This window comes from Streptomyces sp. NPDC054866, assembly GCF_053610745.1.
The window spans coordinates 1,436,160-1,457,427 of sequence record NZ_JBSGZA010000002.1 but is presented as its reverse complement, the minus strand read 5'-3'; the positions used below and the strand labels follow the sequence as shown (position 1 = coordinate 1,457,427).

Annotated in this window: 14 protein-coding genes; 6 read left to right on the top strand and 8 right to left on the bottom strand. The window is 71.8% G+C overall.

Features of this window, described 5'->3' with window-relative positions:
• Nucleotides 1-5: 5 nt before the first annotated feature.
• Together ACWGI2_RS15210 and ACWGI2_RS15205 are read right to left on the bottom strand one after the other, a co-directional pair.
• The gene (locus ACWGI2_RS15210) at nt 6-806 is read right to left on the bottom strand and encodes an ABC transporter ATP-binding protein (protein WP_453695671.1); all 801 of its coding nucleotides are present in this window, start codon (nt 804-806) and stop codon (nt 6-8) included.
• A complete protein-coding gene (locus ACWGI2_RS15205; RefSeq protein ID WP_453695670.1) occupies nt 799-1,710 on the bottom strand; it encodes an ABC transporter permease in 912 nt (303 codons plus the stop codon). Before ACWGI2_RS15205 ends, ACWGI2_RS15210 begins: the two co-directional genes overlap by 8 nt.
• A gap of 115 nt (nt 1,711-1,825) precedes the next feature.
• Between ACWGI2_RS15205 and ACWGI2_RS15200 the strand changes: the two genes are divergently transcribed.
• Nucleotides 1,826-2,458, top strand: coding sequence for a TetR/AcrR family transcriptional regulator (locus ACWGI2_RS15200; RefSeq protein WP_453395846.1), 633 nt, complete (start codon nt 1,826-1,828; stop codon nt 2,456-2,458).
• Between the two features lie 48 nt (nt 2,459-2,506).
• Here ACWGI2_RS15200 and galE read toward each other — a convergent pair whose 3' ends face one another.
• The 4 genes from galE to ACWGI2_RS15180 form a co-directional block, all read right to left on the bottom strand.
• Nucleotides 2,507-3,490, bottom strand: a complete 984-nt coding sequence (gene galE, locus ACWGI2_RS15195) for a UDP-glucose 4-epimerase GalE (protein ID WP_453695668.1) — start codon at nt 3,488-3,490, stop codon at nt 2,507-2,509.
• 98 nt (nt 3,491-3,588) lie between these two features.
• Nucleotides 3,589-5,226 carry a glycosyltransferase family 2 protein gene (locus tag ACWGI2_RS15190; protein ID WP_453695666.1) on the bottom strand — a complete coding sequence of 546 codons (1,638 nt, stop codon included), beginning with the start codon at nt 5,224-5,226 and terminating at the stop codon, nt 3,589-3,591.
• A gap of 35 nt (nt 5,227-5,261) precedes the next feature.
• Complete coding sequence (locus tag ACWGI2_RS15185; RefSeq protein WP_453695664.1) at nt 5,262-6,872, bottom strand: hypothetical protein; 1,611 nt, start codon at nt 6,870-6,872, stop codon at nt 5,262-5,264.
• Nucleotides 6,869-10,351 (bottom strand): CDP-glycerol glycerophosphotransferase family protein, encoded by a 3,483-nt coding sequence (locus ACWGI2_RS15180; RefSeq protein ID WP_453695663.1) that lies wholly within the window; start codon nt 10,349-10,351, stop codon nt 6,869-6,871. Before ACWGI2_RS15180 ends, ACWGI2_RS15185 begins: the two co-directional genes overlap by 4 nt.
• A 159-nt stretch (nt 10,352-10,510) precedes the next feature.
• On the opposite strand from ACWGI2_RS15180, the gene ACWGI2_RS15175 reads away from it, so the two are divergent.
• A complete protein-coding gene (locus tag ACWGI2_RS15175; protein ID WP_453695661.1) occupies nt 10,511-12,607 on the top strand; it encodes a bifunctional glycosyltransferase/CDP-glycerol:glycerophosphate glycerophosphotransferase in 2,097 nt (698 codons plus the stop codon).
• Here the strand turns inward: ACWGI2_RS15175 and ACWGI2_RS15170 are convergent.
• Nucleotides 12,592-15,417, bottom strand: coding sequence for a stealth conserved region 3 domain-containing protein (locus ACWGI2_RS15170; protein ID WP_453695659.1), 2,826 nt, complete (start codon nt 15,415-15,417; stop codon nt 12,592-12,594). The genes ACWGI2_RS15175 and ACWGI2_RS15170 overlap by 16 nt on opposite strands.
• A complete protein-coding gene (locus ACWGI2_RS15165) occupies nt 15,414-16,349 on the bottom strand; it encodes a hypothetical protein (protein ID WP_453695657.1) in 936 nt (311 codons plus the stop codon). Before ACWGI2_RS15165 ends, ACWGI2_RS15170 begins: the two co-directional genes overlap by 4 nt.
• Nucleotides 16,350-16,482: 133 nt before the next feature.
• Between ACWGI2_RS15165 and ACWGI2_RS15160 the strand changes: the two genes are divergently transcribed.
• From ACWGI2_RS15160 to ACWGI2_RS15145, 4 genes are all read left to right on the top strand, one after another.
• The gene (locus ACWGI2_RS15160) at nt 16,483-18,231 is read left to right on the top strand and encodes a hypothetical protein (protein ID WP_453695656.1); all 1,749 of its coding nucleotides are present in this window, start codon (nt 16,483-16,485) and stop codon (nt 18,229-18,231) included.
• Nucleotides 18,228-19,391 carry an acyltransferase family protein gene (locus ACWGI2_RS15155; protein WP_453695654.1) on the top strand — a complete coding sequence of 388 codons (1,164 nt, stop codon included), beginning with the start codon at nt 18,228-18,230 and terminating at the stop codon, nt 19,389-19,391. The genes ACWGI2_RS15160 and ACWGI2_RS15155 overlap by 4 nt, the downstream gene beginning before the upstream one ends.
• 73 nt (nt 19,392-19,464) lie before the next feature.
• Complete coding sequence (locus ACWGI2_RS15150) at nt 19,465-20,205, top strand: class I SAM-dependent methyltransferase (RefSeq protein WP_453695652.1); 741 nt, start codon at nt 19,465-19,467, stop codon at nt 20,203-20,205.
• A gap of 55 nt (nt 20,206-20,260) precedes the next feature.
• A complete protein-coding gene (locus ACWGI2_RS15145) occupies nt 20,261-21,085 on the top strand; it encodes a TylF/MycF/NovP-related O-methyltransferase (RefSeq protein ID WP_453395835.1) in 825 nt (274 codons plus the stop codon).
• Nucleotides 21,086-21,268: the final 183 nt, after the last annotated feature.

Below are 21,268 nucleotides of genomic sequence, written 5' to 3'. Positions count from 1 at the left end.
GAGCCCTACTTCTTGCCGCCGGTGAACCGCTCGTACTCCTTCAGGACGTCCTCCGTCGGGCCGTCCATGCGCAGCTCGCCGTGCTCCAGCCAGAGCACGCGCTCACAGGTGTCGCGGATCGACTTGTTGTTGTGGCTGACCAGGAAGACCGTGCCCGCGCGCTTGCGCAGCTCGCGGATGCGGGCCTCCGAGCGCTTCTGGAAGGAGCGGTCGCCGGTCGCCAGGGCCTCGTCGATGAGCAGGACGTCGTGGTCCTTGGCTGAGCCGATGGAGAAGCGGAGCCGGGCCGCCATGCCGGAGGAGTACGTACGCATCGGGAGCGTGATGAAGTCGCCCTTCTCGTTGATGCCGGAGAAGTCGACGATGTCCTGGTAGCGCTCCTGGATCTGCTCGCGGCTCATGCCCATCGCCAGGCCGCCGAGCCGGACGTTGCGCTCTCCGGTGAGGTCGTTCATCAGGGCCGCGTTCACGCCGAGCAGGGAGGGCTGGCCGTCGGTGAAGATGCGGCCGTTCTCGACCGGCAGGAGCCCCGCGATCGCCTTCAGGAGGGTCGACTTGCCCGAGCCGTTCGTGCCGATCAGGCCGATGGCCTCGCCCTTGTGGGCGGTGAAGGAGACCTCCCTGACGGCGTGCACCTTGCGTACGCCGGACTCCTCGCCGCCGCTCCTGCCCCGCTTGAGGATGCGGCCCATGGCGGCGGTCGCGCTGCCGCGGCCCGCGGTGGCGCCGGTGCCGTGGACGCGGTAGACGATGTCGACCTGGTCGACGATGACGGTGGGGGCGTTGTCTTTCCTGGTGTCAGCCACGGCCGTACGTCTCCTCTGCCTTCCAGAAGTAGATGAATCCGCCGACTCCGGCGAGCAGCGCCCAGCCCACCGCCCACGCCCAGACGTGGTGCGGGAGCTGGTCCGCCTGGAAGCTGTCGATGAGGGCGAAGCGCATCAGGTCGATGTAGATGGCGGCCGGATTGCACTCCAGGAGGACCTGGAGGGCGTGCGGCAGATGCTGGTCCTTGAGGACCGCGTCGATGCTCCACATCACCCCGGACACGTACATCCACGTACGCAGCACGAACGGCATCAGCTGCGCGATGTCGGGCGTCTTGCTGCCCAGGCGGGCCATCACCAGGGCCAGGCCCGTGTTGAACGTGAACTGCAGGAGCAGGACCGGGATCACCAGGAGCCAGGACATGCTCGGCGGGACGCCGAAGCAGAGCAGGATCACGACCAGCGCGCCCATGGAGAACAGGAGCTGCTGGAGCTGTTGCAGGCTGAAGGAGACCGGCAGCGCGGCCCGCGGGAAGTGCAGGGCACGCACCAGGCCGAGGTTGCCGGCGATGGCGCGGGTGCCCGCCATGACCGAGCTCTGCGTGAACGTGAAGATGAAGACGCCGGTGACCAGGAACGGGACGTAGTCCGGGACGTCGTGCTTGGTGTTCATCAGGACGCCGAAGATGAAGTAGTAGACCGCCGCGTTCAGGAGCGGAGTCATCACCTGCCAGACCTGGCCGAGCTTCGCCTGGCTGTACTGGGCGGTGAGCTTGGCGGTCGCGAAGGCGGTGATGAAGTGGCGGCGCTGCCACAGCTGCCGGACGTACGCGGGGAGCGTGGGGCGGGCGCCGCTGACGGTCAGGCCGTGCCGGGCCGCGAGCTCGGCCGGGTCGAGGGCCGGGGCCGCCGTGCGGGGTGGTGCGTCGAGGACCTGACTCACTGCCGCTGCTCCTTACTCGTTACGTCGGGACGGACCCGTATCGTCGCAACGTCGAGAGTAGGGCGATGTGACGTCGGAACGCAACCGTATCGTCGTCACGTTCTATGCTGTCCGCATGACGACGAGCAGGCCAGGAGATGAACAGCCGCGTGAGCAGCCCCGCCGCAGGGCGCCCGCGGGGGCAGCGGTGCTCCGCGAGGATGTGACCGAGGCCATCAGGTCCGCCGTCTTCGAGGAGCTGGCGGCGGTCGGGTACGCGCGCATGTCGATCGAGGGCATCGCGCGCCGCGCGGGCGTCGGCAAGACCGCCGTCTACCGGCGCTGGCGATCCAAGCTGCATCTCGTGCTCGACCTGGTGTCGGCGATAGCGGTCCAGGGCCTGCCGATGCCGGACAGCGGCTCCCTGGAGGGCGATCTGCGGATGCTGTACGAGGTGACGTCGCGCGCCCTGCGGCATCCCGTGGCCTCGCAGGTCATCCCCGACCTCCAGGCGGAGGCGGCACGCAACCCGGAGATCGCGGAGGCCATGCAGAAGGCGCTGCGGGAGGGGCAGCACGGGGTGGCGAACGGCATCGTGCGGGCGGCCGTGGCGCGGGGGGAGGTGCGGGACGGGGTCGACGAGGACCTCGCGCTCGACCTGGTGTCGGGGCCGCTCTACTGGCGGTCCGTGGTGGTGCGGGCCGACCTCCCCAAGGGGTACCTGGCCAGCCTCGCCTCGGCTACGGCGGCGGCGCTGCGGGCGTTGTGAGGGCGGGCGGCGCGCCCGAGGCCTGGGCCCAGCCCTGGGCCGCCCTGTCTAGCGCCGCTCGGCCTCCGGGTGCAGGCGGACCCACCCCGCCCACGCCGACGTCACCATCTCGCGTACGTCCCGCTTGGCCGACCAGCCGAGTTCCGTGGCGATGCGGGACGCCGATGCCACCACCCTCGCCGGGTCGCCGGGGCGGCGGGGGGCCACGGTGGGCGGCAGGTCGTGGCCCGTGACCTCGTTGATCAGGGTGGCCATCTCCAGGACCGAAACCCCCTCGCCCCGGCCGATGTTGAGCGTCAGGTCGGTGCCGGCCGGTGCGGTGGCCAGCTTGCGGGCCGTCGCCACGTGGGCCTCCGCCAGGTCCGCCACGTGGATGTAGTCGCGTACGCACGTGCCGTCCGGCGTGGCGTAGTCCGCGCCGAAGACGCGCGGTGCCTCGCCGTCCGTGAGCTTCTCGAAGACCATCGGGACCAGGTTGTAGACGCCCGTGTCGGCCAGCTCGGGGCTCGCCGCGCCCGCCACGTTGAAGTAGCGCAGCGACGCCGTTGACAGGCCGTGCGCCCGGCCCGTAGCGCGGACCAGCCACTCGCCCGCCAGCTTCGTCTCGCCGTACGGACTCATCGGGAGGCAGGGGGTCTCCTCCGTCACCAGGTCCACGTCAGGCATGCCGTACACGGCCGCGGAGGAGGAGAGGACGAAGGACGCGACCCCTGCTTCGGTCACCGCCGACAGCAGGACCCGCAGTCCCTCCACGTTCTCGTGGTAGTACCGCAGCGGCTGCTCCACCGACTCGCCCACCTGCTTCTTCGCCGCCAGGTGCACGACACCCGTGACGGCGTGCTCCCGCAGCGTGCGGGACAGCAGATCCGCGTCGAGAGTCGAACCCGTCACCAGCGGTACGCCCTCCGGCACGCGATCGGCGATGCCCGTGGACAGGTCGTCGTAGACCACGGCCCGCTCGCCCGCCTCCGTCATGGCGCGGACCACGTGTGCCCCGATGTAGCCGGCACCGCCGGTGATCAGCCAGGTCATCGTCGTCAGTCAGCCTTCTGTGAGTTCGAGCCGGTGGGTGTGCAGTGAGTGCGAGTCGGTGGGTGTGCAGTGTCGCAGAGGTCTGTGTACGGGCAGCGTCAGCGACCGGCCCCGCTCACCCACCGCGCGAGCCGCCTCCGCGCCACCCCCAGCATCCCCCGCAACCCCGGCGCGAGCCGCACCGCCAGGTTCCCCGCCTGCGTCCTGTACGGCTGGACCAGCAGGATTCCCCGGCGTGACGGCAGCGCCGTGCGCCGCAGCAGCCCCGGGCCCGCCACCGCCCGCGCCGTCGTCTCGCGCGCCGTCCCGTCGCCGAAGTGGAGGCGCAGCCGCAGGTCCCGTACGCCGCCGCCGAGCGAGCCCAGGTCGAGGACCACCTCGGTCAGCCAGGTCTCGGGGTCCGAAGGGCTGAACGCCGCGGTGCGGCGCAGCACCGGGCCGTCGCCGCTCCTCGGCACGAGCTCCACGTCCACCGTCGTCGGGCCCGCGTCCGCCACCCGCCCGTACAGCTCGTGCAGCCGCAGCGTGAGGCGGCTGCCGCCCGCGCGCGGCCGCAGCTCCGCGTCCACCGCCAGCGGGAGGAGGCGGATGGGGCGTACGAGGAGGTGTTCCAGGGTCACCTGGGGGAGGTCCTGGGACCAGGTGGGAGTGGTGCCGCCGGGCGAGCGCGCGTAGGGCGGCGACAGGCGCGCGGGGCGGGCCGCCACCTCCTGGAGGCGGGTCAGGTCGCGCGGCTCGGGGGAGGCGAGGATCACGCGGGCGATGATCCGGCCAGGCGCGGGCGCCGCGTCCAGGTCGGCCGTGTCGAAGGTCGCGAGGTACGCGCGCGTGGCCGTCCACCACTCCCGGCGGTACTCCGGGCTCCGCGTGGTCAGCTCGCGCGCGTACATCCGCAGGCTGTGGTCGACGAACTTGGCGCGGGCGGCCCGCGCGAGCCGTTTGCCCGCGTCCCCCGAAGCGCTCCGCGCCTCCTGGAGGATCTCGACCGACTGGCGGTGGGCCTCCAGACGGGCCCGCCAGTTGGCGATGCCCGAGCGGTCAAGGGAGATCGAGAGCTTGGCCGCCGTGCGGCGCACGTTCCACACGTAGACGGGGTCCGTGATCAGCGCGATGCGCGGTCCTGCCGCGAGGACGCGGGCCGTGAAGACGAAGTCCTCGTACGTGAAGCGGCCCTCGGGGAAGCGGAGGGTGTGCTTGCGGAGGAAGTCGGTGCGGTAGAGCTTGTTGACGCACAGGGTGTCGTGGACCAGGCGGGTGCGCAGCTCGGGACGGGCGATGAGACGGGGCTTCGTGTAGAGCATGGGCTGCCAGGTGCTCTCGCGTCCGGAAGGCAGTTCGCGGCGTACGCAGAGTCCGGTGACCACCTCGGCGTCGTGCCGCGCGGCGGCCTTGAGGAGGGCGTCCACCGCGCCAGGCGGCAGGACGTCGTCGCTGTCGAGGAACATCACGTACGCGGACGTCGTGGCCTCGATGCCGTCGTTGCGGGGAGTGCCGCAGCCGCCGCTGTTGACGGAGCGGCGGATGGGTTTGACGCGCGGGTCCTCCTGGGCGAGCGCCGCGAGCAGCTCGCCGCTGCCGTCCGTCGAGCAGTCGTCGACGGCGATCACCTCGCGGACGGCGGGGCCCTGGGCGAGGGCCGAGCGCACCGCGTCCGTGACGTGCGCGGAGTCGTTGTAGCCGATCACGACGACGCAGACCTGGGGCGACGGGGGCGAGAGAGACAGAGAGGGATCCACGGGGGAAATTTTAGAGGTTGCTAGTAATTATCCGATTAGGGGGTGTTCGGCTGGTTCGTGTTGCCCTCGTTCTGTTTCGCTCCTCCGTCGTCCGCCTCGGTCTTCCCGTCGCTCCCGTTCGTGTGCCCGCCACTCACCCGCGCAAGCACCTCGCCCGTACGCGGCCCCCACGCCACCACCACGGCCTCGTCCGGAACCTTCTGGTCGGGCGAGAGCAGCAGCCAGCGCACGTCGTAGCGGCGGACGATCCGTGTGCGTTCCGCGCGGGTCGAATCCTCCGAGAGGTAGTCGCGCACCTTCTGGAGGCGGTGGTTGCGCGTGTCCTCGGCGAGCGAGGCGTCCGGCCAGGCCGGGGCGACGAGGTTGGCGCCGTACGCGGGGATGGAGCGGGTGGGGTAGTAGCCGTTGGTCAGGACGACGTCGCCCCGGTCGAAGTGGCGCACCGCCCAGCCGTAGCCCGGCCAGCGCGGCGGCTGGTCGAAGCCCACCGGGTCCAGGGCGCGCGGCACGACCGCGCCCGCCTGGAGGGTGAAGAAGCCGATGGCCGCTCCGGTGGCCGCGACTCCTCCCAGGGCCATGCGCCACCGCCGCCAGGGCCGTGGCGCGGCCAGCTCGATCGCGAGGGCGAACTGAAGGGGGACCAGGGTCAGGCCCAGGATGCGGCCGTAGGTGTAGTGGCCGCTGAGCCAGCCGTACGCCACGACCGCGCAGTCCAGGGCGAACATCAGGACCAGCGGGTCGCGCCGGTTCCTGCGGAAGCGCAGCGCCAGCGCGGGCAGGCCGATCAGCGCGAGCCAGAAGCGCTGCGGCATCTCGGTGTAGAGCTGCCGGTGGATCCAGTCGACGCTCTCGTCACCGACGAGGGAGAAGACGGAGAAGTAGGGCCAGCTCGCCGCGATCACCGCCGCCGTCACGGCGGTCGCCGCCCACTTCCACAGCGCCCCGAAGGGCCGCCGGGCCGATGCCGCGAACGCCACGACGCCGATCACCGCCGCCACGGACGAGATCGGGTGGACGAGCAGGATCACCCCGCAGAGCGCGCCGAGCCCCACGTACGCGAGGACGCCCCGCGGTGACTTCGCGAGCGAGCCCGCCCAGCTCCACGCCCAGAATGCCAGGCCGATCGCGAACGTCGACGGGTAGGCGAGGTTGCCCGTCATCGACATCAGGCCGAGGTAGCCGCTCCACCACGCCATCCGGGTGCCCCAGAGCACCACCATCGCCAACAGGGCCAGAACAGGCGCCCATTGACGTGGCGTCAGGACCTTCACGAACCGGCCGAGGCCCGTCAGCAGCACAAGCAGATTCAGCGGCCCCGCCAGCTTCACGACCTCCCAGCCCGCGAGCCCGGTCACGCGCGCGAAGAGGCCCTGCGCCACCGCGTACGGCGAGTAGTACGGGCTGCCCGCGCCCGGCAGGTCCGCCATCGGGTGGCGCGGGTGCAGCAGATCGGACTTGAGTCGTTCGACGACCGCGGCGTGCTGCCCGAAGTCGCAGCACATCGGCACCCGCCAGAAGGCGAGCGACATGACGATCCAGAAGAGACCGCCGAACACGACGTACGGGCTCGGCCGCCATCTCTTGCGCCGGTTCAGTGCGGTCGCGCCGTGGGTCTCCCGGTGGGTCCCGAGCGTGGCCGTGGTCATCGCATGAGCCTCTCCGCGACACGGGCCGACGCCCGCCCGTCGTCCAGATCGCAGTAGGCCTCGCGGAACGCCGCGTACGCCTCGGCGTGCCGGGCCGTGAGCGAGTCCAGGTCGCGCAGCGCCTCGACGACCTCGCCGGTGGAGGCGAGCAGCGGTCCCGGCGCGCTGGTCTCGAAGTCGAGGTAGAAGCCGCGGACCGTGTCGCGGTAGTGCTCCAGGTCGTAGGCGTGGAAGAGCATCGGACGCCCGGTGTGCGCGAAGTCGAACATCAGGGAGGAGTAGTCCGTCACCAACACGTCCGAGATCAGGAGGAGTTCGGCGGTGCGGGGGTGGGACGACACATCGCGTACGAAGGGTGCGCGGGCGCCCGGCAGGCGGCCCGCCGTCAGCGGGTGCTTGCGGACGAGCAGGACGTGGTCGTCGCCGAGCACATCCTGTGCCGCGGCGAAGTCGAGCGCGGGTTCGTAGCGGAAGCGGCCGGGGGAGTAGGCGAGGTGGTCCCGGAAGGTCGGCGCGTACAGGACGACTCGCTTGTCCGGGGCGATGCCCAGCTCGTGGCGGACGCGTTCGGCGACCTTGTCGCGGTCGTCGGAGAAGAAGACGTCGTTGCGGGGCGAGCCCGCTTCCATGACCTCGCCCTCGTAGGCGAGCGCGCGCCCCAGATGGGGGGTCGAGAAACGGTTCGGCGACACGAGCACGTCCCACTGGCGCGACAGCTTCGGCAGGACGTCGAGGTGGCCGTGGTCGGCGTAGAGCGTGTCGGTGAGATCGGTGCCGATGCGCTTGAGGGGCGCCCCGTTCCATGTCTGTACGACGGTCTGGCCGTCCCGCTTCTCGAAGAAGTCGGGCAGGTGGCCCGCGGTGACGATGCGCCGGCAGCGGGCGAGCGCCTCGTACCAGGCCGCGCTGTGCTCCTCCACGCCCCGCGCCCCGGCGGGCACCCGCGTCTGCTGGTCCTGCGTCACCCACAGGTGCTCGACGTCCACGCCGCGTCGCACCAGCTCCTCGTGGACCGCGCGCGGGGAGTCACCGTCGAAGTAGAGCACCGCGTCCCGCAGTTGCTGCGTGCGCTGCCGCGGATAGTGCGCCGTACGCAGCCGGTGCTGCCGGTAGGCCCCCCGCTCACCGCGCGCGAGCACGGACCCGGCTTCGAGCAGCAGCCGGTCCCCGAACCGCCGGTCGACGGTGAACTCACGCCCGTCCACGGTCTGGTGGAGCGGAAAGCCGGCGGAGACGGAGGCGAGCAGCCGCACGGGCATGCCGTCCTGCGAAGCGCCGTGTGCGGCGGTTTCGCCCCCCGCCCCCCGCAGGAACGCGTACCAGCGCCCCTCCCGCAGCGCCCCGCCCCCGGGGGCCACCACCGCCCGGAAGCGCCCGGCGGAACGTTCCACCGGAACGGTCACTTCCTCGTCCCTGCCGCTGTGCCGGAGCACCAGCTCCGCCGTGTCCCAGCCGGTGTCGGAGACCGTGCCCTCGACCGTCAGCGTGCCGTCCACGCTCCACGCCACCCGGTCGGCGATCGGCTGCCGGGTCAGCTCGACGACCAGCTGGCCCTGGTCGTTCGCCGAGGCGCACAGCTCGCGGCCGCCCGCGCGTGAGGCGTAGCGCCCGGGCGGCAGGTCCAGTGCCGCCGCCAGGGACTTGAGCTTGCCGTCGGGCAGGACCAGGTTGGCCTGCCAGCGGTCGCCGTGCGGGGGCTCGACCTCCTTGGGCGCCAGATGCGGGGTCGGCGCGATGTCCTCCAGGTCCGCGAGGCGCACACGCACGTCGAAGCGGTCGTCGCCCGGCAGCGCCACGGGGTAGTCGAACTCCGCCGAGGAGTGCTTGTGCGTCAGGCGCAGGGCCGTCGGGCGCAGGTGGCTCGGCAGATGGCCGCTGAGCACCATGTCGTCGCCGTCCCGGTGATGGGCGTCGACCCGCGCCACGTACTCCTGGATCTTCAGCACCAGGCGGCCCTTGCTGAAGCCGAGCACCAGGCGGAGCCCGTCGCCCAGTTCGCGTACGACGGACTGGGCCGCCGACCCGTCCAGGGGGCGGACCGCGGCCCGGCGCACCGAACCGTGGCCCGCGACGACCACGCCGAGCAGCCAGTTGCCCGGCCGCCACCGCTTGCCGGTCTTCAGCTGCTCGGGGTCGACGGTCAGCTCGAACCCGGAGAGGTCGTAACAGTGCAGCTGCTGCCGGGAGTTCTCGGTGGCCTGCGGGGCGGCGACCGTCCGGGTGGGTACTCGCCGCAACTGGGCCCTGCTGTGGGCGGACTTGAGGATCGCGGCCTTGACGGAGTGCCCGGGGCGCGTCGCCTCCAGATTGCGCACGTACGCGTACCCGCTGATCCGCAGCAGCCCGTCCGCGCTCCAACTGGCCTCCCGCACACGGGCGATGACCGGGAGCTCGCCGCGGCCGAGCCGGGCGAGCTCCTGCGGCACCCGGATGTGACCGCCCGAGCTCCGCGGGTACGCGGCGCTGCGCCGCACCACGCCGCGCACCTGGAAGGCGTTCTTGTTGTTCTGCTGCTCGAAGGTGAGCAGGTCGATCAGGTCGGCGGTGCGCCCTTCGCGTACGAGATGCCATTTCACGCGCAGGGACACCGGAAGCCCGGCGACGACCCCGGGATCCGCGCGGCGCAGGAACGCGGCGGCGCCCTTCATGAACGCGGCGCGGTACTCGGGCCCGCCCATCGGCAGGCCCTCCAGGAAGTACACGAAGTCGTCGCGCAGGCAGGAGGTGTCGTACGTCCCCCGCATCTCGGGCGCGTGCTCGGCGAGGAACGCGCTGACGTGCGCGCACGCCGCGATCCGGTCGCGCACGCCCTTGACGTCCGTGCGCCGCCGGGTGATCGAACCCTCGCGCACCCGCCAGTAGTAGACGTGGTCGCTGAGCACGTCCACGGAGCCCGCGAGGAAGTGCGCGGGGATCATGACGGGCGTGTCCTCGTACAGCTTCCCCTCGGGGAAGGTGAAGCCGTGCCGGTCCCAGAAAGCCCGCCGGAAGACCTTGTTCCAGGCGACGCGGTCGGAGAGAAGGTCCAGGTCACGGCTGATGTGCGTGCGCGAGCGCGGTTCGGTGAGCCACTTGTACTGCCAGGCCTGCTGGCGGCCGCGCTCGTTCAGGCGCCAGACGTTGCCGCTCGCGAAATCGGACCCGGTCGAGTCCAGACTCTCGGTCATCCGGGCGTACGCGTCGTGCGGCACGACGTCGTCGCTGTCGACGAAGGTCAGGTATTCGGCTGTCGGGGTCGCGTGCCGCACCCCGGTGTTGCGGGCGGCGCTGAGGCCCGCGTTCGGCTGGCGCACATAGACGAACCGCGGGTCCTTCGCCGCGAACTCACGTGCGATCCGCGGGCTGCCGTCCGTCGAGCCGTCGTCGACGAGCACGGCCTCCAGGTCGGCCATGGTCTGCCCGGCGATCGACTCCAGGCACTCCTCCAGAAACTCTTCGACGTTGTAGATGGGCACGACGACGCTGAGACGGGGCTGCACGCGACCGGCCTTTCACGGGGGAGCAGGGGGAGCAATCATGGGAGTACGGGCGTATTCATCCCTTTTGCCCGTTCCGGTCAATTTCTTTGCCCCCCTTCATCCCAATGAGTGATGCGGGGTCTTCGACAGGCCGTGTCCGGCTGACTACGGTCGGTGTCCATGTCGCGCTTCTCGGTTGTCGTCCCCGCCCATCGCGTCCAGGGCTACCTGAGGGAATGCCTGGACTCCGTGCTCGACCAGAACCCCGGCGATCTGGAGCTGATCGTCGTGGACGACGCGTCGCCCGACGCCTCCGCCGCGATCGCCGCGGAGTGTGCGGAGCGCGACCCGCGCGTGCAACTCGTACGCATCCCCGCGCACGCGGGTCCGGGCCCTGCCCGCAACATCGGCGCGGACCACGCCACCGGCACCTACCTCCTCTTCCTCGACGGCGACGACCTGCTCCTGCCGGGCGCCCTGGAGGCGATCGCGGAAGCACTCGACGCCGCGGAGGACCCGGACGTCCTGCTCTTCGCCCATGACCGCGTCGACTGGTGGGAGAACGTGCGCGCGGGCGGCGACGACCTGGCGGGAGACCCGCTCGCCATCACCGTCGCCGCCTGGAACCGCGTCTTCCGGCGCGACTTCTGGCAGGAGCGCCGCCTCGCGTTCAGCGACGGGCCGTACGAGGACGTGGTGCCGGTGCGCCGCGCGACCATGGCCGAGGGCACACGCACCGTCGTCCTCGACAAGGCCTGCGTCCGCTGGCGCGAGCGGCGCGGCGGCAGCTTCGCCAAGACGCCGGGCCGGGCGCACTTCGCGGTCATCGGCCGGTACGAGGAGCTGCTGGCCGCGGCCGACCCCGCCGACCGCGCCCGGCTCGTCCCGCACGCGGCCGCGCATCTGCTCGCCGTACTCGACGACGCGGGGCGCATCGCGCCGGGCGACCGCAGGGACTTCTTCCGCGGGGCGGCCCGCCTCTACCGGACGTACGGCCCGGCGGGCCCGGCGCCGACGCCGGGGGAGCGGGCCCTCGCCACCGCCTCGTACGCCGCCTACGAAGCGCACCGCAAGAGCCGGACCCGCAGGAGCAGCGTCACCCGCAAGCTCAAGGACCGGAAGAAGAAACTGCGCGCCCGCGTCATGCGCCTCACCTACCGCGCGGACCTGCGCCGCCCCCTCGACCCCCACCTCGCGGTGTACGGCGCGTACTGGAACCGCGGGATCTCCTGCAACCCGGCCGCCATCCACGCCAAGGCCCGCGAACTGGCCCCGCACATCAGGGGCGTGTGGGTGGTCTCAAGCCGCAACAAGCACAAGGTTCCCGCAGGCGTCGAGTACGTCATCGAGGGCTCGCGCAGCTACTGGCAGACGATGGCGAGAGCGACGTACCTGATCAACAACTCCAGCTTCCCCGGCGGGTTCACCAAGCGCCCCGGCCAGGTCTACCTCCAGACCCACCACGGGACGCCGCTCAAGAAGATGGGCCTTGACCAGCGCCGCTACCCGGCCGGCACGCACGGCATCAGCTTCCAGAAGATCCTCGACCACACCGACCAGTGGGACTTCAGCCTCTCCGCGAACCCGCACTCCACGGAGGTCTGGGAGCGGGTCTACCCCTCGACGGCCTACCAGGCCCTGGAGGCGGGCTACCCGCGCAACGACGTCTACTTCACGGCGGGGGATGGCGAAACCGTCCGCATCCGCGAGGAGTTGGGGGTGGCGGACGGCCGGACGGTCCTCCTCTACGCCCCCACCCACCGCGACTACCAGAAGGGCTTCCTGCCGGGCATCGACCTGGAGCGCTTCGTGCGCTCACTGGGCGAGGAGTACGTGGTCCTGGTGCGGGCCCACTACTTCTACGGCGCCGACGCGGGCCTGCGGGCCCACCCCCAGCTCATCGACGTCACGGGACACCCGCGCGTGGAGGACCTCTGCCTGGCCGCCGACGCCTTGGTCACGGACTACTCGTCACTGATGTTCGACTACGCCTGCCTGGACCGCCCGATCGTGACGTACGCCCCCGACTGGCAGGCGTACAGCCTGGCGCGGGGAACGTACTTCGACCTGCTGTCGGGGCGTGCGGGGGAGACACCGGGGGCCGTGGCCACCACCGAGGAGGAGCTCGCCGGGCTCTTCCTGAGCGGGGAGTGGGACACGGCTGAGGCGGCGGCGCTGCGGAAGGCGTTCCGGGCGCGGTTTTGTCCCTACGACGACGGGGCCGCCGCCGAGCGGGTGGTGCGGCGGTTGTTCCTGGAAGGTCAGCCCCGCTCGTAAGGCGACCGCACAGGGAAGTACGCCGTCAGGAATGAGCGGATGGCCAGCGCCATTTCCTCCTCGGTCAGTTCGCTGTCCGGGGACTCGCCGATGCAGAAGGCCGTCTTGTTGCGGCCCTGGAGCAGCTGGCCCAGACGCGCGTGGTCGGCGCGGCTTCCGATGTCCACGAAGTCGTACGCGAGGGAACCCGGCACGGCGCGCCCCGTGAGGTACGCGTAGTGGTGGTGCAGGGACGACACCAGGGCGAGGTCGCTGTTCGAGCGGAAGCGGCTGCGTGCGGTCGCTTCGAGTTCCTCCGGGAAGCGTTCGGTGAGCTCCGCCAGGACGCTGCGGTGCAGGGCGTAGGGCGCGTGGAAGAAGCTGTGGGTGGTTGTGCGGCCGAACTCCCTTTGCAGCAACGCCCTGTTGTTCTTGGCCGCCGCCAGATACCCCTCGTCCTCCGGTGACACGGGCAGCGCAGGCACGGACGCCGTCGACCAGAAGAAGCGGGCTGTGCCCGAGCTGAGGAAGAACGTCTCCGGGGTGGTGGGGCGGCCCAGGAACATGTCGTCGTTCAGGTAGAGGAAGTGCTCCGACAGGCCCTCGATGCGGTGCAGTTGGCTCTCGATGGAGTGGGAGTTGAAGGTGGGCAGCGCGGTGTCCGGGTCGGCGAAGAGGTCGCGGTGGTCGATCACCGTGATGCCCGGGTGGTCCTCGTTCAGCCAGGACGGCGTCTGGCCCGCCGTGACGAGGTAGATGTGCCGGATCCAGGGCGCGTACATCGCAAGCGAGCGCAGCGAGTAGCGCAGCTCGTCACGGTTGCGGAAGCGGACGGCGCCGTGGTCCGGCGACGCATCGTCCTCGGGGTGGCCGAGCGTCGCCGCTCGGCGTGCGCGCCACTCGGGGTCGGAGTCGTCGACCCAGGTGTAGACCGCGTCGATGGGGAAGTCGACGTCGCCGATGAGGACTTGGGAGAACACGTCGAGCGTGGGGTACGTGCGGTCGCCGACGCGGAGGGTAGCCGTGGGCGTCAGCGAGGGAAGTTCCGCCCCGGCCAGCGTGGTGCCGAAGGGCGCGCGCCGGGCGTCGCTCCCGTCCTCCGCGAGCCGCGGCCAGAACGCCACCGTGCAGGCCTGCTGGACGCCGTGCCGCAGGGAGAGGGTCGTGGTGGTCACCGGCTTGAAGAGCTTGACGCCCGCGACCTCCCCGATGCCGTCGAGCCGCTCCGCGAGGACGACTCCGGGGGCGGCGTCGCGGGGGTGGACCAGCTCGGCGTAGACGGGCTGGCCGTGCAGGGACTCGGCGAGTGCCTTGAGCGCGCCGTCGCGTTCGTCGTCGGCCACGGCGAGGGTGTGCGCGGTGCCGGACGTGCGGACGAGTACGTAGGGGATGTCCTCCGACTCCAGGGCTGTGGCCGCGAGTTGGAGGTTCCAGTCGGCCATGTCGGGGGCGAGTACGTCGTCCCGGCGCTCGGCCAGCCGGCCCACCGAGCGGATGAGCAGGCCGCTGGTGTCGGCGGCGGCGATCTCGTCCTCGCGGGCGCGCTCCTCGCCGCTGGGCGCGGCGTCCAGGGTGTACGGCGTGGTCGGCCGGAAGCCGCTCCCGCCGGACGCGACGCCGAGCGCCACCCGGTCCGCGCGGTCGTCGAGCCGCTCGGGGGCGTCGCGCCGCGCCACGAGCCGGGAGTACAGCTCCTGCCAGCGCGCCGTGACGTCGGTGGAGGAGAAGCGGGCGTAGACGCCTTCGCGGGCGGCGCGGGCGTAGGACCGCCGGGTTTCCGGGTCGCCCATCAACTCGCTCATCGCGGCGGCCAGTTCGTGCACCTCGCCGGGCGGCACGAGCAGCCCGTCGACGCGGTGCCTGACGATCTCGGCGGGCCCGGTCAGGACGTCGTACGCGACGACGGGCACGCCCGCGGCGAGCGCTTCGAGCAGCACGAGCGGGAACGCCTCGTTGTGCCCGGCCGTCATCAGGGTGAGCCCCGCCTTGGCCCACTCGGCGGCCATGTCCTGGCAGGGGCCGAGGAGTTCGACGCGGTCCTGGAGCCCGAAGCCGTCGATCAGGCGGCGCAGGTGCTGCTCGCGGTGTCCGCCGCCGAAGACGCGCAGGGTCCAGTCCGGGTAGGCGTCGGCGACTTCGGCGAAGGCCCGCACGGCGTGGTCGACGCGCTTCTCGCCGGTGAGCCGCGCGGCCATGACGATGACCTTGCTCTCGCCGTCGGCGCGCGGCCGGAATCCGTCCGGCACGGCGTTCGGGATGACCGCGAGCTCGGGGGCGGTGGCGCCCAGGGACTCCGCGATCCAGTCGCGGGTGCGGTCGGTGAGCGTGACCAGGGCGTCGAGGCGCGGCGCGTGCAGGAGCAGGGGTTCACCGGAGGGGCCGCGGCGCTGGGTGGGGCGGTGCTCCTGGTGCACGGTGACGACCCTGGCCGGGACCAGCCCGACGGCGGCGGCCATCAGGGCGGGCGTCGTGGTGACCAGGACGTCGGTGTCCAGGGTGGTCAGGGCTGCGGCCATCTCGATGTCGGAGAGGCGGTCGAAGGCGGACTCCCAGGAGGGCTTGATCAGTTCGCTGGGGAGAGCGGCGAGGGTGCGGCAGGCGGCCTCGTCCAGGCGCGAGCCGCGCACCGGGCGTTCGGGGGACGCCGTGCGGTCGACGAGATAGCGGACGGGGAGGCTGCGGGCCTCGGGGAAGAACGGCTCGGGGCGGGTCCGGAAGACGGAGATGACCTCGACGTCGTGCCGGTCGGCGAGGTGCTGCGCCTGGGTGTACGTGGCCAGCTCGGTGCCGCCCATCTCGTCGCCCCAGCCGAGGAGGTACGTGATCTTCATGAGGTCTCCTTCGAGATGTCCCAGCACGTCAGGGCGAAGGCGCCGGACTTGGTGAAGTGGGCGTGCGCGCGGACCAGGGCGCCGCCCGGCAGTGCGAAGACGCGGAAGGGCGTCGGACAGGCGGCCGAGGGGTCGCGTACGTCGGAGAGCCACCGCCCGAGGGGGAGCGAGGCACCGGAGGTCTCCCCCTCCACGTGGAAGTCCCACACCCACTGGCCGGGACTCGCCCCGGCCATCTCCCCGAGGGGCAGCCGGAAGCTGAACTCGGCGCCCTCCCACACCGCCCCGACGGGCACGGTGACCCCGTCCCGCCGCCGCACGGCCTTCGCCCGCCACCGCCGCGACGCGCCCGCCATGACGAGCCGTCCGTGTACGACGATGCCGTCACCGCCGGGCACGAACCGCACGAGCTCGGCGCGCGGCCGGGAGCGTGTCACCTGAAGCACCGCGCGCCCGCTGCGGCACCGGACGACGCGGATGAGCGTGCCGGTGCGGGGGTCGGGGGCGTGCAGGAGGGTGGGCGTGGGTGGCAGTTCGGCGTCCCCGTCGACGCCGATGCCGCGCCGCCGGACGCGTCCGCGGACGTCGGCGGTGACGACCGTGAGCCGCCAGACGCCCTCGGCCAGGCCGCGCAGGGTGGCGGTCCCGGCGAGCAGCAGGCCGCCGTGGGCGTGCTGTTCGAAGGCGAGCGGGACGCGGAACCTGCGGTGGCCGCGCGAGACGACCAGCTGGGCGCCCTCGGCCCGCTCGTCGGGGAGGGCGGCGACGGCGACGTTGAGCGTCCTGCTGTCCCGGATCGACAGGTGCACGGGTGCCAGGAGGCCCCGCGCACCGCCGCCGACCCGGCCCGCCGCCGCGCGTTCCGCGCGGAAGCGGGTGGTCCGTGCGGTGGCGACGAGCCGCCGTACCGCGGGCGGCGGGGCCGGGGTCATGGCGTGAACCCAATGTGGTGCATTGGACCACTTTGACCGCAATCGACCCCGGCAAGGGGTGTGGCCGCGTACGGGTCACCCGCCTGGCGGACGAGAGGGCGACTTGAGGCGATATGTGTAAGTTATCCCCTTAATGATCAGTCCCCTCGCGCAGTTCCAGCGCCGCAAGGAACCATCCGCACCACAGTCCTCACGCCCGGCCGAAGCCCCCTCTCCGGCCCGTCCCCGTACCGCCGTCGCCCTCTGCCGCCGCTGGGCCGACCCCGCCGCCGTGGCCCTCGCGACCCTCCTGATCGCCTGGCGGGCGAGCGCCCTCGGCCAGTGGATCGTCGACGACGCGGCCATCACCTTCGCCTACGCCCGCAGCGTCGACGAGGGCCTCGGCCCCGTGCAGCAGCCGGGCGCCGACCCCGTGGAGGGCTACTCCAACCCCGCCTGGCTCGCCCTGCTCCTCATCGGCCGCAGGCTCGGCCTCTTCGACCACGGCGCACTCCTCGGCGTCAGCGACCTGGTGCTCTACCCCAAGGCCCTCGCGCTGCTCTGCACGGCGGGCACCCTGGCCTGCGTGGCCGTGGCCGCGCGGACCGTTCTGCCGGGCCGGGCCTGGGCGTTGACGCTGCTCACCGGCGGAGTCCTCGCCGCGAACCTGTCGTACGTGGCGTGGTCCTTCTCGGGTCTTGAGAACCCGCTGTACGCGCTGACCGCCACCGCGACCGGAGCGCTGCTCGTCCGGGCGGCCGTGCGCGGCACCCTGCTGCGGCCCGCCGTCGCCGCGACCGCCGGGGCCCTCGCGCTGCTCGCCGCCCTGACACGGCCGGACGGCGCGGTGCTCGCCGCGGCCTATCCCGTGACCGTGCTGCTGCTCCTGCGCAGGGACCGCCTCGCGCGGGCCGTGCGGGCGGTGGCGCTGAGCTGCGGCACGTTCGCGCTGCCGTACGCGGTGTTCCTGCTCTGGCGCCGCGCGACCTTCGGGCTCTGGGTCCCGAACACGGCCGTGGCCAAGGCCCAGAAGCCCCCGCGGCTCGGCCAACTGGCCGCCACAGGGGAGCTGTTGACGTACGGCGGCTGGGCGCTCGCCCTGATCGGCGCGGCCTGCGTCGGCATCGCGCTCGCCCGTCCAGGACCGTCCCGCAGAGCCCTGGCCGCGCTGCTCGTCCCGCTGGCCCTGACCCTCATCGCGTACGGCGTGCTCGGCCGGGACTGGATGGCGCTGTACCGCTTCGCGACCCCGGTGTGGGTGCTCGCCGCGACGGCGTTCGCCCTGGCCGCAGGGACCGTCTGGCATACGGAAGGCCCCCGCGCGCGTGCCCTGACCGGCTGCGCGCTCGCGGGCGCCCTGCTGCTCTCGGTCACCGGACAGGCCGCGCAGGACGGCAAGTTCACCGGCCGCCCGACCCTGTCCATGTGCTACGTGGCCGAGCGCTACGGCCACACCTTCAACGCGTACGCCGGGTATCTGGGCCTGCGCGACGCCACCGTCGCCCTGCCCGACCTCGGCGGCACCCTGCTGACCTCGCGGCTGCACGTCCTGGACCTCGCGGGCCTGACCGACCGCCGCCTGGCCGACGCGTACGCGGCAGGCGACACCGCCGCCCTGCGCCACCACGTCCTGAACGAGGTGCGCCCCGAACTCCTCCACGTCCACGCGGCCTGGACGGGCAAGACGGGCCTGACCGAGCCCCGGCTCACGGCCGCGGGCTACGTCCCGCTCTACCGCGAGGGCAACGGCGGCGACTACGTCCGAAGAGCCGCCGTACGCGACCCGTCCCGGATCACCGCACTCCGCGAGCGCGTGCGCCCGGCCCTTGACGCCATGGTCGCCGAGATGCGCCCGGCGGGCTGCGGCCCGGCCCTGCGCGCAGGCGAGGGGGCCACCGCATGACGACGGCACTTCCGAGGCAGACCCGCCCCCTGCCCGGGCCCGGTACCTCCGACGACCCCACGTGCCGGGTCGACTCCCTCACCGGGATGCGCTTCCTCGCCGCCTTCGCGGTGTTCGTGCACCACTTCACCGGGCTCAGCGCGTACGGCGGCGTCGCCCACGCGCCGCTGCTCTTCCCGTACTCGAAGCTGGGCGCGACCGGCGTCGACTTCTTCTTCGTGCTCTCCGGCTTCCTGCTCACCTGGGGGCACCGCCCCGGCACCCGCGCCCGCCTCTTCTACTGGCGCAGGTTCGGCCGCATCTGGCCCGCCCACCTGGTCGCGACCGTGCCCTGCGTCTGGGTCTTCTACCTCTGGGGCGGCGTCCCGACGGACGCCCTCAGCTTCGTCGCCTCACTGTTCCTCGTGCAGACGTGGTTCCCCGGCGTCACCCCGACGTTCCCCGGCAACGGCGTCGCCTGGACCCTCAGCGTCGAGGCGTTCTTCTACCTCCTCTTCCCCTTCGCGATCCGCTACGTCCTGCGCCTGCGCACCCGCACCCTGGCCCTGCTCGCCGTCGGCGGGCTCATCGCGATGTGGGTGCTCAACTGGTGGACCGCCACCCACCTTTCGCCCTTCGCCAGCGAATGGATCATGCGGCACCCGGTGACCCGCCTTCCGGAGTTCGGTGTCGGCATGGCCTGCGCCCTGGCCCTGCGCCGCGGACACCGGCTCCGCCTCGACCCGTCGGTGCTGTTCGCCTGCTTCGTCGCGTACGCCGTCATCCACAGCAACCGTGCCTCACTGTTCGGCCCGTACGCGGCCGGCCAGCTCACCTGGGCCCTGCGGTCGGTCGCGGCCCTCTTCGCCGTCCTGTTCATCGCCGCCTACGTCCAGCGCGAACTGGCCGGACACCGCGGCTGGCTCTGCTCGCGCCCCATGGTGCTGCTCGGACTCTGGTCGTACGCCTTCTATCTGCTGCACCAGACCCTCAACCGGCTGATCCTCGACACCTGGGGCCGCCCGCAGCCGGAGAACTTCGCGGTGTTCACGCTCCTCGGCGTCGGCGTCACCGTGGTCGCGCTGTCCTGGGCGATGTTCACCTACGTCGAGGAACCGGCGAGGAAGTGGTGCGCCCGGCGCACCCCGCGCGGATGGCGCGGCTGTGTCGATACACGGTAAACGCGGGAGATGCGGAGAAGATCACCGTTCAGGCTCTGTGTACCTGTGTCTGTGTACCTGTGTAGGAGGAGACGTGCACCAGTCCGCGTACGAGCAGATGGAACTCTGCGTCGAGCAGTACATGCCCACGGGGAAGCGTCACCGGGTGGTCGACCTCGGGGCCCGGGTCTCCGACGGGCAGACCCGCACCCACAAGGCCCTGCTCGAAGGGCGCGACACGGAGTACGTGGGCGTCGACGTGCTCGACGGCCGCAACGTCGACGCGGTGATGACGAAGCCCTACCGCATCCCCGTGAAGTCCCGCAGCGCCGACTTCGTCATCTCCGGGCAGGCCTTCGAGCACATCCCCTTCTTCTGGGCGACGATGCTGGAGATCGCCCGCGTCCTGAAGCCGGAGGGCATCGCCTTCGTGACGGCTCCCTCGCGCGGCCACGTGCACGACGCGCAGGACTGCTGGCGCTACTACCCGGACGGATTTCGCGCCCTGGCCGCGTACACCCGGCTCGAACTCCGCGAGGCCTACACGGACTTCCCGCCCATGAAGGGAATCCGCCACGCCTACGGAAGCATCGACGCCAAGCATGCCTACTGGGGCGACTCGGTCGGCGTGTTCCAGCGGCCCAAGAACTACCCGGGCCTCACCATGGCCTTCGTGCGCGGAACGACCAACTGGTGGGCGAACAGGATCGGCGGGGTCGAGGGCGTCCCGCTGCCCAAGCCCGTCGAGGGCCGCGCCGAGTGCGGCAGGCCGAAGGTGGTGGCGCCGCGCGAAGGCGACGAGCAATCCGTTTCGGCGGCAAGTGACACCAGATGAACGCATGTTGACGAAATGTGGCATCAAGGGTGACTTGCGCGTACTGTCCGCTCCCATGGCATGGCGACGCGCTGTGAATGGCGCATTGAAGCAACTGACCGGATACCAGCTGACGCGCAAACCGATGCCGGCCCAGCGCGCGGCGGCGGCCCCCGCGCCGAAGCCCGCCCCGGCATCGAAGCCGAAGCCCAAGCCCAAGGCACTGAACCTCCCCGCCGACTACGACGACGAGGCGAAGGAGATCATCCGTGCGGTGAAGCCGTACACGATGACCTCTCCCGAACGTCTTAACGCCTTCATCCTGGCGACCCGGCACGTCGTCCGGCACGGCATCCCCGGTGACATCGTCGAGTGCGGTGTGTGGCGCGGCGGTTCGATGCAGGCCTGCGCCAAGGCGCTGCTCGCCGCCGGTGAGACCGAGCGCGACCTGTACCTCTTCGACACCTACGAGGGCATGACCCCGCCCACCGAGGAAGACCTGCGCCGCGACGGCAAGTCCGCCGCGGAGCTGCTCGAGACGCAGGGGAAGGACCGCCCGATCTGGGCCGTCGCCTCCCTCGACGACGTCAAGTCCGGCTTCGAGAAGGTGCCGTACCCCAAGGAGCGCGTCCACTACGTCCAGGGAATGGTCGAGGAGACCGTCCCGCGCGATGCGCCCGAGCGGATCTCCGTCCTGCGCCTCGACACCGACTGGTACGCCTCGACCAAGCACGAACTGGAGCACCTGTACCCCCGGTTGGTCAGCGGCGGCGTCCTGCTCATCGACGACTACGGCTACTGGCAGGGGTCACGCCAGGCGGTCGACGAGTTCATGGACAAGACCGGCGAACGGCTGCTGCTTCTGCGCATGGACGAGGGCCGCATCGCCGTGAAGCCCTGACCGGCGGCGGCACTTGAGCGGGCCCGGTGCCCGGCGGCCTTCGAGCCGCCGGGCACCGGGCCCGCTCGCGCGCTCACTCGAATGGCTCTGTGCGGGTGACCCGGAAGGGCGGTCGTTGTTAACCGAGTGGCCCTCAGCAGGACGCGCAGCCGTGCCCGTCAGTTCTCCGGAAGGAATGTGCGC